11 protein-coding genes and 1 other annotated feature are annotated in these 13,242 nt (G+C 47.6%); all 11 genes read left to right on the forward strand.

Features of this window, described 5'->3' with window-relative positions; genetic code table 11:
• Window positions 1-79: 79 nt before the first annotated feature.
• Window positions 80-320: a binding site (T-box leader), on the forward strand.
• Between the two features lie 56 nt (window positions 321-376).
• The 11 genes from E0496_RS23155 to mreD all read left to right on the forward strand — a co-directional run bounded on the left by E0496_RS23155 (window position 377) and on the right by mreD (window position 13,234).
• Window positions 377-3,019 carry a valine--tRNA ligase gene (locus E0496_RS23155; RefSeq protein ID WP_141504146.1) on the forward strand — a complete coding sequence of 881 codons (2,643 nt, stop codon included), beginning with the start codon at window positions 377-379 and terminating at the stop codon, window positions 3,017-3,019.
• Window positions 3,020-3,050: 31 nt separating this feature from the next.
• A complete protein-coding gene (locus E0496_RS23160) occupies window positions 3,051-4,436 on the forward strand; it encodes a bifunctional folylpolyglutamate synthase/dihydrofolate synthase (protein WP_141504147.1) in 1,386 nt (461 codons plus the stop codon).
• Between the two features lie 7 nt (window positions 4,437-4,443).
• Window positions 4,444-5,838: a UDP-N-acetylmuramate--L-alanine ligase gene (gene murC / locus E0496_RS23165; protein WP_141504148.1), complete on the forward strand. Its 1,395-nt coding sequence runs from the start codon at window positions 4,444-4,446 to the stop codon at window positions 5,836-5,838.
• Window positions 5,839-6,239: 401 nt separating this feature from the next.
• Complete coding sequence (locus E0496_RS23170; protein ID WP_141504149.1) at window positions 6,240-6,869, forward strand: hypothetical protein; 630 nt, start codon at window positions 6,240-6,242, stop codon at window positions 6,867-6,869.
• Between the two features lie 577 nt (window positions 6,870-7,446).
• Complete coding sequence (locus E0496_RS23175) at window positions 7,447-8,952, forward strand: SPOR domain-containing protein (RefSeq protein WP_141504150.1); 1,506 nt, start codon at window positions 7,447-7,449, stop codon at window positions 8,950-8,952.
• A gap of 61 nt (window positions 8,953-9,013) precedes the next feature.
• Entirely contained in the window at window positions 9,014-9,256 is a 243-nt protein-coding gene (locus E0496_RS23180; protein WP_141504151.1) for a DUF4321 domain-containing protein, read from the forward strand.
• 54 nt (window positions 9,257-9,310) lie between these two features.
• Entirely contained in the window at window positions 9,311-9,940 is a 630-nt protein-coding gene (locus E0496_RS23185) for a Maf family protein (RefSeq protein WP_141504358.1), read from the forward strand.
• 91 nt (window positions 9,941-10,031) lie between these two features.
• Window positions 10,032-10,721 carry a RadC family protein gene (radC, locus tag E0496_RS23190; RefSeq protein WP_141504152.1) on the forward strand — a complete coding sequence of 230 codons (690 nt, stop codon included), beginning with the start codon at window positions 10,032-10,034 and terminating at the stop codon, window positions 10,719-10,721.
• A 39-nt stretch (window positions 10,722-10,760) separates the two neighbouring features.
• On the forward strand, window positions 10,761-11,792 hold the full coding sequence (locus E0496_RS23195) for a rod shape-determining protein (protein WP_141504153.1): 1,032 nt from the start codon (window positions 10,761-10,763) through the stop codon (window positions 11,790-11,792).
• Window positions 11,793-11,864: 72 nt separating this feature from the next.
• A complete protein-coding gene (mreC, locus tag E0496_RS23200) occupies window positions 11,865-12,713 on the forward strand; it encodes a rod shape-determining protein MreC (RefSeq protein ID WP_241674942.1) in 849 nt (282 codons plus the stop codon).
• Window positions 12,710-13,234, forward strand: a complete 525-nt coding sequence (gene mreD, locus E0496_RS23205) for a rod shape-determining protein MreD (protein ID WP_141504155.1) — start codon at window positions 12,710-12,712, stop codon at window positions 13,232-13,234. Before mreC ends, mreD begins: the two co-directional genes overlap by 4 nt.
• The last annotated feature ends 8 nt before the right edge of the window (window positions 13,235-13,242 follow it).

Consider the following 13,242-nt stretch of genomic DNA (forward strand, 5'->3'; position numbering starts at 1 on the left):
ATGAGCGATAGGGGCATTTGTTCGTGCTGCTTGGTTGACTAGGAAGTGGAACAAAGGTATGATTAAACATATATGCGTTATAACGACATTGAAGGGGAATAGTACGCAGCGAAGCCTTCAGAGAGTGGAACCGTTACGCTGAGAGGTTCTGCAGGAAGTGACTGCTACGAGTCGCCCCGGAGTTGCCTGAACCAAGTAGGAGCAGCTTATGCTCTACCTAATTCGGGCCGGCCGCAACCGTTATCTGTTTGAGTGTCATGCGAATAGCATTTGCATGGAACAAAGGTGGTACCACGGAAGCTAAACCTTTCGTCCTTTATGATAAGGGCGGTAGGTTTTTTTTGTTTTGTAGATCGATTTATGGAGGATGGAACGAATGTCAGAAAATCAAACAACAACTGCAATGCCGACAACCTATGATCCGAAGGCAGCTGAGCAGAAATGGTACGATTACTGGATGCAGGGAAAATTTTTTGAGGCAGGCAAACGTCCGGATGCACAGACCTATACGATTGTCATCCCGCCTCCTAACGTTACCGGAATGCTGCATATCGGGCATGCGTTAGATTTTACCTTGCAGGATATATTGATCAGAACAAAGCGGATGCAGGGCTATGATGCGCTTTGGCTGCCAGGTACAGACCATGCAGGCATTGCGACTCAGACCAGAGTAGAGCAGAAACTGCGCGAGCAAGGAATCTCTCGATATGATCTTGGCCGGGAAGCTTTTCTGGAGAAGGTATGGGAGTGGAAGGACGAGTATGCGAACACGATTCGCGACCAATGGGCGAAGATGGGCCTATCTCTCGATTATTCGAGAGAACGGTTTACGCTCGATGATGGACTGTCCAAAGCGGTACGTGAGGTGTTTGTTCGTCTCTATGACAAAGGGCTTATTTATCGTGGCAAAAAAATTATTAACTGGGACCCGGCAGCACGGACGGCGCTCTCGGATATTGAGGTTGAGCATAAGGAAATCAATGGCCATTTGTACCATTTGAAATATCCTCTCAAAGATGGCTCTGGATTTATTACGGTAGCGACTACGCGACCAGAGACGATGCTTGGCGATACGGCAGTTGCGGTTCATCCCGAAGATGATCGTTATAAGCACCTGATTGGGCAATTGATCGTGCTTCCGGTTGTGGGACGCGAGATTCCGATTATAGCCGACGAATACGTAGACAAGGATTTTGGTTCAGGCGCTGTGAAAATAACGCCGGCGCATGATCCGAATGACTTTGAAGTGGGTGAACGCCACAGCCTGCCTCAAATCATCGTAATGGATGAGACTGGTACCATGAATGCTGAAGCCGGTCCTTATCAAGGCATGGATCGCTTCGACTGCCGCAAGCAGCTGGTACAGGATCTGCAGGAGCAGGGCGTATGCGTGGAAATTGAGGATCATGTACATCAGGTCGGACACAGTGAGCGCAGCGGCGCCGTTGTTGAGCCATATCTTTCAACGCAATGGTTCGTTGCCATGAAGCCTCTTGCAGAAGCGGCGATTGCTGCTCAGAAGGCGGGCAAAGGCGTAAACTTTGTACCAGAGAGATTCGAGAAAATTTATTTGCACTGGATTGAGAATGTTCGCGATTGGTGTATTTCACGTCAGCTATGGTGGGGGCACCGTATCCCGGCTTGGTATGATGAAGCAACGGGTGAGATGCATGTCTCACGCGAGGATTTGGCTGGTGACCACCTAAGTCAGGACAATGACGTGCTGGATACTTGGTTCAGCTCTGCGCTGTGGCCGTTCTCTACGCTAGGCTGGCCGGATCAAACCGAGGATCTGAAACGTTTCTATCCAACAGATGTCCTCGTGACCGGTTATGATATTATTTATTTCTGGGTTGCTCGGATGATCTTTACAGCGCTAGAGTTTACGGAGCAATCTCCGTTCAAGGACGTGCTCATTCATGGCCTTGTTCGCGATTCCGATGGCCAAAAGATGTCCAAGTCGAAGGGCAATGGCGTTGATCCGCTTGAAGTGATCGAGAAATACGGCGCGGATGCCATGCGTTATATGATTTCGACAAGCAGCACGCCAGGTCAAGACTTGCGTTTCCGTTGGGAGAAGGTCGAGCAGGCCCGCAACTTCGCGAACAAGATCTGGAACGCGTCGCGCTTTGCGCTGATGAATCTGGAAGGCGTGAAGGCAGAGGATATCGATATTACGGTTAGTCTTGGCACAGCGGATCGCTGGATTCTGCACCGTTTGAACGAAACGGTTCGTGACGTGACCCGTTTGATTGAAAGCTATGAGTTCGGCGAGACCGGACGTATTTTATATAACTTTATTTGGGATGATCTATGCGATTGGTACATTGAATTCGCAAAGCTTAGCCTATATGGTACAGAAGAAGCAGCCAAAAAGGCAACACAATCTGTGCTTGCTTATGTACTCGACCGCACACAGCGCCTGATTCACCCGTTCATGCCGTATATCAGTGAAGAGATTTGGCAGCATTTGCCGCATACGGGCGACACGATTACTCTAGCGGAATGGCCGGTGTATGACAAGGCGCTTGAGGCACCGGAAGCAGTGAAAGAGATGGAACTGCTGATGGAAATGATCCGTGCGGTGCGCAATATCCGTGCAGAAGTGAACGTTCCGATGAGCAAGAAAATCGAAATGATGATCAAACCTTCGAGTGAAGCGGAGGCTGCGATTCTCTCTCGCAATGAAGAGTTTATTAAGCGTTTTTGCGGTACGTCTAAGCTGGAGACAGGCTTGCATGTCGGTGCGCCTGACAAAGCGATGACCGCCATTCTGACAGGAGCAGAGCTTTATCTGCCGCTTGCTGGCTTGATCGACATCGCGCAGGAAATTGCACGTCTGGAGAAAGAGCATCAGCACTTGAACACCGAGGTGGAGCGGGTAGAGAAGAAGCTTGGCAATGAAGGCTTCGTTGCGAAGGCACCGGCTAAGGTTATTGATGAGGAACGTGCCAAAATGAATGATTATGCAGATAAACGCGAGAAGGTATTGGCTAGAATCGCCGAATTGCGTGGCTAACGCTGCAAACACGGAAGAAGGATCGATAAGAATGACGGATCATACGATAGAGCAGCGGCCATCCGTGCCGCTGCAATCCTACCGCGAAGCGGTAGACTGGATAACAGGGCTTATTCCGTTTGGCATTCGCCCGGGTCTGGAGAGAATCGAGAAGCTGATGGAGCTTCTTGACAATCCGCATCGGAGACTAAAATTTATTCATATCGCGGGAACGAACGGCAAAGGGTCAACCTGTGCTTATTTGACTAGCGTTCTCTTGAAAAGCGGATATGATGTCGGTACATTTACGTCGCCGTATATCACCAAGTTTACTAACCGTTTCCAATATAACGGCATGGATATTGACGAAGAAACGCTGCTCCGGCTTGCAAATGAGCTGAAGCCTCAGGTCGAAGCGATTGCAGAGACAGAGCTTGGCTCTCCGACTATGTTTGAGGTGTCCACGGCGCTTGCAGTACTGTTCTATGCCAAGGTTACCTATCCTGACTATGTCGTTTGGGAAACAGGGCTTGGCGGCCGTTTGGACGTGACCAATATTGTGCAGCCGGTCGTTACGGTGATTACGAATATCGGTCACGATCATATGGATCGGCTAGGCGATACGATTGCAGCTGTGGCGAGCGAGAAAGCCGGCATTATCAAAGCGGGCATTCCTGTGATAAGCGCGGTTGAGCAGCCGGATGCGATCGAGGTCATCAAGCGCACGGCAGCCGAGAAGAAGAGCACGCTCTATTTGCTGGGCGAACAGTTTCATATTGAAGCACTGTCGGTTAAGGAAAATGAGCAGACATTCCGCTTCCATAACTTATTCCGCAGCATTGAGCCGTTGACGATCACGCTTAACGGCGCGCATCAGCGTACGAATGCAGCGGTTGCTGTTATGACGTTGGAGGTACTTCGTCAATATAATGCGCTGGTCGTCGAGGATGATGCTTTGGCGGAGGGCTTACATGCTGCGGCTTGGCCGGGACGTCTGGAGATGGTATCGCAGCAGCCTCGCATTCTGATTGATGGGGCACATAATCCTGAGGGCGCTGAAACGCTCGCGGAAGCATTAAAAAATACGTATAAGTATGATCGTTTACATCTTATGATGGGTATGCTGGAGAATAAGAATCATCAGGATGTTCTTAAGCATATACTACCAATAGTGGATACGCTTATTGTGACCGAGCCTGATTTTCGCATGAAGAAAGAAGCGCGTGCTTTAGCCGATTTAGTGCTGGAAATGAAGCAGCAGCATCCCGACCAGCATGCTTTCGAACTGATAGTCGAACAGAATTGGCAAACCGCATTACAAAAATTACAACAGTTAACCGGGGAAACAGACCTTGGGGTCGTAACAGGCACGCTTTATTTAATCGCTGATGTTCGCTCCCGCATTTTGTATAACTCGGATTCTGAAAAAGGTTGGTGAACCGTCTTTGAATACGGCAGAACACGTTCATTTCATCGGAATCGGCGGTTACGGAATGAGTGCCATCGCCCGCGTTATGCTGGAGATGGGCTATAAGGTGACTGGGTCCGATGTCGCGCGTCAAGAATTAACAGAGAAACTTGCTGCAAATGGTGCCAGCATCTATATCGGGCATCAGCCTGAGCATGTGAACGGTGCGGATTTGGTCGTTTATTCTACAGCACTCTCTAAGGATAACGTTGAACGGAAGGCAGCTGAGGAGCTTAACATTCCTGTCCTGCACCGCTCACAAATGCTGGCGAGATTGATGAACGCAGGCAAGGGAGTTGCAGTTGCAGGCGCACATGGCAAGACGACAACCTCATCCATGATTGCTCTTGTTATGGAAGCATGCGATGCTGATCCGACCTATATTATCGGTGGCGAAATCGTTAATGTAGGTACAAATGCAAAAGCGGGCAAGGGAGAGTACGTTGTGGCTGAAGCGGATGAAAGTGATGGCTCGTTCCTCCACTATCACCCTACGCTTGCGATTGTGACTAATATCGAACCGGATCATCTTGAAAATTATGACGGCGATTTCGGCAAGCTCAAGGCTGCTTATGTGCAGTTTTTGCAGCAGGTGAAATCGGACGGAAAAGCTATTGTATGCGCGGATGACGAGACGGTTAACGAATTGATACCGCTAGTGTATAAAGGCAATATCGACAAATCGCAATTAGTCACCTACGGAATTGACGGCGAGGCTGATTATAAAGCTCAGGATATCGTGCTGGGGGATCGCAAAATATCCTTTACCATGTCGCATCACGGTACGGAACTCGGTCATGTGGAACTTTCGGTTCCCGGACTTCACAACGTGTATAATGCGATGGCGACGATCATTACCTGCCTTGAAGCAGGCTTGTCCTTTGATAAAATCGCAGTTGCAATCCAATCCTTCAGAGGAGCGAAGCGCCGGTTCCAGGTGCTTGGCGAAGTAAACGATATTTTGGTTATCGATGATTATGCTCACCATCCGACCGAAATTCGAGCAACGATCAGCGCAGCCAAAGCAACGGGCAAACGCATTATAGCGGTATTTCAGCCACAGCGCTATACGCGGACCTTTTTCTTGTTCGAGCAATTCAGCCGGGCGTTTCCTGAGGCGGATCAGGTTATCATTACGGATATTTACTCGCCAGCAGGAGAGCTTCAGATCGAAGGCGTGAATTCACACAAGCTGGTGGAGCTCATTAAGAGCAACAGTAATATAAATACCGAGTACTTGCCGACGAAAGAAGAGGTACTCGCCTACTTGACTGAACGGGTCGCGCCAGGCGATCTTGTCATCACGATGGGAGCAGGAGACATTTGGAAGGTAGCAGATTCGCTGGCCAAATCGTTGAAAGCAAACCAATAAACAGCTAGTGCCCGATTGTTTCTTCATTGAAACATCGGGCACTTTTTTGTTTTTGCAGCAAAGATTGGGGTTGAAAATGTAGTACATAAAATCATATAGCAGGAGGTTGATAAGTGTTAAACTGTTGATGGATGATAATAGAATGTCTGTGGGCTAGTCTTCGCATGTGCCGTCTGGGGCAAAAAGATTGCAGGGAGGATAAAACACAAATAAATGCTACTTTTTTTCAACGAATCAAAGCTTTTATGCTCGATTACCTTTTGATATTTGCCTATTTAATTGCTCTCTTTATTTTAAGTGTATTTTTGTTTCCATCATACGATATGGCAGCCAAAACACAGGTGGTTAAAGTCAATTCTAAACCTTTTGCAGGATAAAGCTGGGATAGGGTGGTGGAGTGCATGTCTAAAGGATTAGAACTGAATGGTTTGTTGGAAACAAGTAACCAGGAGCATATGGAAGCTGAGTTGCTGAAAATGAATTCCTTGATTTCGAAGATGGACACAGGTGAGCAGTTAGGATTAGCTGGAGAGTTATCCAATATTGGATTGAGAAGGTTATACGCTCTAATGAACCACACGGTGATGGTTCAGGGTGCAAAGGAGCATCTTGCCTACGCTTATTTCGTAGATAGGATCAAACAGCAGGGACTGGATGATGATCTCTTAGCGGAATTGCTTCAGGCTTATTCCGAGACGGAATTTATAGCGATAGCAAGTATACTAATTGATGCTTTAAAACGTGATGTGATGACGGTGTTTCAGCTAGTGGCTGCGGAGAAAACAGTTTTTGATCAGACCTTTTTGAAAGAAGCAACCGCATTTAAATATAGGGAGGCTGCTAAAGCAGGCTTGCACTTAAATAGAGAAGATATAAAGATACTGCTGAATCTGAGAGCCTATTCAACCTTAGCTTTTGTGTTAGACGAGAAAGCGGTTGCCCAAGCCGCATTAGACTTATTGCATGAACCCATTGACGGCGAGAAGGACAAAAAAATGAAACGAGCCTTATTCCAGAAAGCAAACCGTTGAACTGGCACCCCGCACCCCGCACCCGCACCCCTTAACTTTACGGCAAGTAACTGAAGAATGTTATGTCGAGAATTGCTGGATGCTTCGCTCAGCTGTGGCGTTGCAAGGAATCAACAGAAAAAAATCCTGTTAATAGCCTTCAGTTGTTGGAATGTATACGCTTAACGGGAACATATCCACTAGCGGTGCATTAAACCTGTAATAGTCTTGTAGGCATCTAAGTTTGTTCATTAATTCACAAACTTTTAAGTTTCAAATGTTTATACTACGCCAACTTAAAGCGTGTCCCGTAGGGACGAAAGCGATCCATAAGCAAAAGTAGAAATGATGCTACCTTGTCACTAAAATGTTATTCCAGTTGCGGGTGTCCAGAGGGTGCAACCCTTGGGGCCCTCCCTTGGAAGGGAGGGTTTGGGTGGGTTCGAACGCCTTAGAAGGTTGGTTTGAATTGAACGCCTTTAAAGGTTGGTTAGATTTGAAGGTTCAGCAGAAAAAGTGACACTTCTCCACTCCCGGTCTAAATCTCTTAAATGTCTCATAGAATAATGCTAGATGAAAGGGACAAGGAGTGGATGATATGACGCAAAAAAATCGTATAACCTACCGTTTTGACAGGCATGGGCAGACCGTGAATAAAGAAATCGACAGCTTCAATGACCTACAGGAGGCTTCCGAGCAAAAAATAAATCCACCGAGCAGCACGGCACATCCTAACAGTAAACCAGCGAAAATAAATGTCATACCCTTATATCCGTCCACCGATCAGCACGCAATTAGCGAAGTAAGTCCTTGGAACAGCCCGTTTCAAGAGGACATCGTCGCTCTGGAGCAGCTAATCCGCAATACGGACAGTACCCCATCGAATTCACCACTATCTGCACCTAAGCCTGTCGCTGCGCCTTCTTTGCCTAAGAAGGCGATAAAGCAGGACAAACCTCGGCAGCCGGTAATGCAAGAGTCATTTTCTCAGGAGGTTGTGCCACCAAAAGAAAAGATCATAATCGCTTCCCAAAAATTAAAATCAGTTCGTTCCGAGGCAAAGGAGGGGGCTGCGTCAGCCGGTGGGAATGACATTCCCGTTCATGAAGATTATCCCCCGGTGCAATCCTATGAAGAGGAGTTTTTATACGACGAGCCGAAAAGAAGCAAAGCCCAGTATTCGAGAATAAAGAGAATCGGAGGAACGCCTTCTTGGTTTAATGTGTTCTTGTCGGTTACTGCCGCGCTTGCTACAGGAGCGTTATTCGGCTATTTACTTTTATCTTTGTTTACAGGAGCCAGCATTTGGCCTGGAGGCTCGGGTGAAAATCCGGATTCGCTGCCAGTGAACGGCGGTATAGTTACGGGCAATAAGGACGATGGCAGCAATACGGAAGCTGGGAAAGGCACGGAACAAACCGGAACGGAAGCGGATAACCCGCCTGCAGCTAAGCCGAATTCAAATGCAGCGATGGTCAGTCTCAAAGGACTGGATCAAACGTATTTCATGCTTCAGTTTGGCGTTTTCAGCAACACGGAAGGGAGAGACGCTGCGCTTGCACAGCTGGCCGAGAAGGGACTAGCGGGTGCTGCTCTGACCAGCGCTGCTGATTACCGCGTATATGCAGGGCTTGCGGGCAATCAGAGCAAAGCAAAAGCGATCCGCGCGCTGCTTCCTGATCTGGATCTTTATATCAAAGAAATTAAGATAGCAACGCCTACGCATTTTCCTTTTAATGGAGAGCAATCGGTGGCACAGTCTTTCTTTGATCAAACGGCTTTGCTCGTCCAAATGTTGGATGAATTAACATTGGCTCAGCTGGAACAGCCTTCGTTAACAGCCCTAAGCGAATCGGCTGCAGCCTCTTGGAAGACTGAACATCAAAAATGGACCGAAAATGCAGCAACCGTGCGAATAGGTATAGTTGACGCGGCGGGCAAGGCTTATCTGGATAAAATAAATCAAGCGGTTAATAAGGCTGCCAAGGCGATGACAGAGTACAATTTTAAACCCTCGCATACCCATTTATGGTCTGCACAGATGGGAGTAATGGAAGCGATTCTGACACAAAAAGAATGGTTTGAGACCATCAGCGCATTGTAAACGAATAGCATCATGCGTATAATGGACGTAGGTGTCATTTCATGGCGAGAGGCGTTGAAAAATGAAGAAAAACGGCTGGATTCTTCTCATTTTTATCATATTTGGCTTATTAGCTGGCGCACTGGTTGCGCGATGGCTGGCTCCAGTTCAAGGCATTTCATTTTTGACGAAACCGATCGAAGCCTCGTGGTCTCCTGCCATAGATTTATATGTTCTAAGCTTCAACCTGTCATTACATCTTCAATTCAGTTTATTTAGTTTGATTGGAGCAATTATTGCCATTTGGTTATACCGCAAAATGTAACGCAGCGGTTATGGATCAATGGAGGAAAGCACGAAGGAGCGCAGCATTTATTTTATGAGAGATAAACCATTACGCAACGAAGCGATAAGCGAGCTTGTGCTGGCCTCTTCGTCACCGCGCCGGAAAGAACTGGTCGCAATGCTGGACCTTTCTTTGCCGGTTTATATTTTGTCTACGGATACGGATGAAACTGTTGAAGCGGACTGGACACCTTCGGAGGTTGTGGAGAAGCTCAGTCTGCGCAAAGCCAATGCGGCATTAAAATTGCTGCAACAAAAACAGGAACATGAGTCGTCTCTAATTATTGGGGCAGACACGATCGTCGTACTTGACGGCGAGGTGCTTGGGAAGCCTGTTGATGACATGGAAGCGATGACGATGCTTGGACGCCTGCAAGGGCGCTCGCATCAGGTTTATACAGGAATTGCCTGTGTACTTTCTTCGAGCGGGGAAGCCATAATTTCGCATCGGATGACCAAAGTGAAAATGAAAGCACTCAGCAGTGACCAAATCGCTAGATATGTTGCTACAGGTGAGCCCCGCGACAAAGCAGGCGCATACGGCATTCAAGGACTAGGTTCCATATTAGTGGATGAAATTGATGGCTGTTATTTCAATGTGGTCGGACTGCCGCTATCGCTGCTGTCGGACATGCTGGGTACTTACGATATTTCGGTTTTCTAATTGGGAGTTAGTTTGCATTAAATCGGATGAATTCTCAAAAATTAGGCAGGATAGGTATGACCAAATTTTTTTGAAAAAGGCGGGATTGGACATGGAACCGCAATCGTTGACTTTGCGTGATGTCCCCCATGAAGAACGTCCAAGAGAGCGCATGATGAAATATGGGGCGGAAGCACTGAGCCATGCCGAATTGCTTGCTATCCTGCTGCGGACAGGCACGCAAAAGCAATCCGCTGTGCATTTGGCTGGTACCATTCTGAAGCAATGCGGAAGCTTGCGCAATTTGCTGGATATGAGCATGGAAGAGCTGACCGCTATTCGAGGGATCGGCCCGGCCAAAGCGATTCAGCTTCGCGCGGGCATTGAATTAGGAAGAAGGATTACGCGCAGTCGAGTGGGAGATGCGGTAACCGTTCGTAAACCTCAGGACGCAGCGGATTTTGTAATGGAGGAGCTCCGGTATTTGAAGAAGGAGCACTTTGTCTGTTTATTTCTAAATACCAAGAACCATATCATTGCCCGTGAAACCTTATCAGTAGGTACGCTTAACGCATCGTTGGTTCATCCCCGTGAAGTATTCCGTGCAGCCATTCAGCGCAATAGCGCATCGATTATTTGCGTCCACAATCATCCTAGTGGTGATCCAACGCCAAGTCCAGAGGATATTGCATTAACGAAACGCTTGGCGGAAGCCGGTCAATTAGTTGGAATCGAAGTGCTTGATCATCTGGTGATTGGTGACAGCCGCTTCGTTAGTTTGAAGGAACAAGGTTATATGTAATATAATAAAGTGATGTGGCAATTAGAAGGGAGCAACAACATGTTTGGTGGTTTTTCGAAGGATTTGGGTATTGACTTAGGCACTGCAAATACGCTGGTATTTGTCAAAGGAAAAGGGATTGTAGTAAGGGAGCCTTCTGTGGTAGCCCTGCGTACGGATACAAAAACAATTGAAGCTGTCGGTGAGCAAGCCAAAAAAATGATCGGTAGAACGCCTGGCAACATTCGTGCGGTTCGCCCGATGAAAGACGGGGTTATTGCTGATTTCGAAACGACGGCAACGATGATTAAATATTTTATACGCCAGGCCCAGAAGCAGCGCTCTTTGTTTCCGCGCCATCCTAACGTCATGGTATGCGTTCCGTCAGGAATTACAGCGGTAGAGAAACGCGCGGTAGAGGATGCAACAAAGCAGGCTGGAGCTCGCGAGGCCTATACAATTGAGGAGCCGTTTGCGGCCGCTATCGGGGCGGATTTGCCCGTTTGGGAGCCGACAGGCAGCATGGTCGTTGATATCGGCGGGGGAACCACTGAGGTTGCTGTTATTTCTCTAGGCGGAATCGTTACTGCACGTTCGATTCGCGTGGCTGGCGATGAGATGGATGAGGCTGTCATTCAGTATATTAAACGGCAGTATAATCTCATGATCGGTGAGAGAACATCGGAGCAATTGAAGATGGAAATCGGTTCTGCGCTTCCACTGGAGCGTTCGGAAACCATTGAAATCCGTGGACGTGACCTGGTTTCTGGCTTGCCGAAGACGCTTCCGATTACCTCTGACGAAATTACAGAAGCGTTGATGGATACGGTAAATGCGATCGTTGATGCGGTTAAAGTGACGTTGGAGAAATGTCCGCCGGAGCTTTCCGCAGATATTATGGACCGTGGAATTGTGCTAACAGGCGGCGGAGCGCTGCTTCGCAATCTGGACAAGCTGCTTCAACGTGAGACGGGCATGCCTGTCATTGTGGCTGATAATCCGCTTGATTGTGTTGCAATCGGTACAGGACGCTCGCTAGACAACATTCATTTATTCAAGACAAGAGGCTCATCGTCTCGTGCTAGACGCTAAAAATCGATTAATGGGAATCGGATATGGAACGGGCAGGTGATCGAGCTGTTAAAGCTAATGCGAAATAAGCGTATGTTTATGCTTATGATCGGGTTTATTTTGTTTATAGCGGTCATCGGCTACTCGCTTAGCGATCGCAAGGAATTGTCTTGGCCTGAGAAATTTCTCAAGGACTCAACCGCATACGTGCAGCAATGGTTTTACAAGCCCGCTGGTTATATAGCGGGCTTCTTTGAGGATATTCGAAATATGAAAACGATCTATGAGGAGAACGAACAGCTTCGTATTACGGCTGCTGCATACTCCCGCGATAAAATTAAATATAATTTTATCGAAAAAGAAAATGAGCGGTATAAAGAAGAGCTCAGGTTCACCAAGCAGCAGGAAGAAATGTTCAATTACAAATATTTGATTGCACAGGTCATAGCAGTCAGCAATGACGCAAACAACCGGACACTGAGCATTAATTTGGGCTCGAAAAACGGCATCAAGCCTAACATGGCCGTAACCACAGTCAAAGGCTTGATAGGCATCGTACGTTCCGTAACTCCGTTTACCGCGTCGGTAACGCCGATCACGGAGCTAAACGAGACATCGCAATCGTTTAATCCAGTAGCTGTAACGATTCTGGGACGCGTAGATGAATCATTCGGGATTTTAAGCAATTATAATAAAGAGACGTCCAGACTCGTGATGACGAAGATTGCGGAAGACGATAAAATGGAGTTTCAGGATACGGTCATTACTTCCGGACTTGGGGGTGTGTATCCGAGAGGCCTCGTCGTAGGTACGGTAGAAAACAAGCAGCTTGGCGACTTTGGTCTAACCTATACGGCTACGGTAAAGCTCGCGGCGAGTTTTGACCATCTAACTGAGGTGTTCGTCGTTTCGGTTCCTGAATTGGAGGAGGCCGAGCAATGAGTATGAACCGAATTGTCCTGCTCATGTTTCTTGTTTTTATTCTTGAAGGAACCGTGATGCCATGGATCATTCCTGCTGGTTTTGGCCACCGGATCATGCCGCACTTTGTATTTGTTATCGTTATTTTCTCGGGGCTGTACAGCAGAAGGCATTTGGCACTGCTCTTAGGCGTAAGCTTCGGCATGCTTCAGGATATTGTTTATTTTGGCCATTTGCTAGGCATCAATGCTTTTTTTATGGGCTTGATGGGCTATTTTACAGGAGTGCTGTTTGAGCGTCGGCGTTCGACGATTATGATGGCAATTTCGGTGGTCGGCTTTGCGTGTATCTTGTACGATAGCGTTATTTATTTTATTTACAGCGTGTTTCGTATTACGAGCGAGAGCTATGCGTGGGCACTTATCGATCATATTCTTCCGAGTTTGTTTCTTCAGCTTGCCTTTGCGCTGGCTTGTTATGTGCCCGTTAGAAAGCTGTTTGAAGGACAGAGCAAAGCGACAGCAGAGAATGATGAGGAATAAAAAATGGT

The organism is Paenibacillus luteus (assembly GCF_006542765.1).
GTDB lineage: Bacteria > Bacillota > Bacilli > Paenibacillales > Paenibacillaceae > Pristimantibacillus > Pristimantibacillus luteus.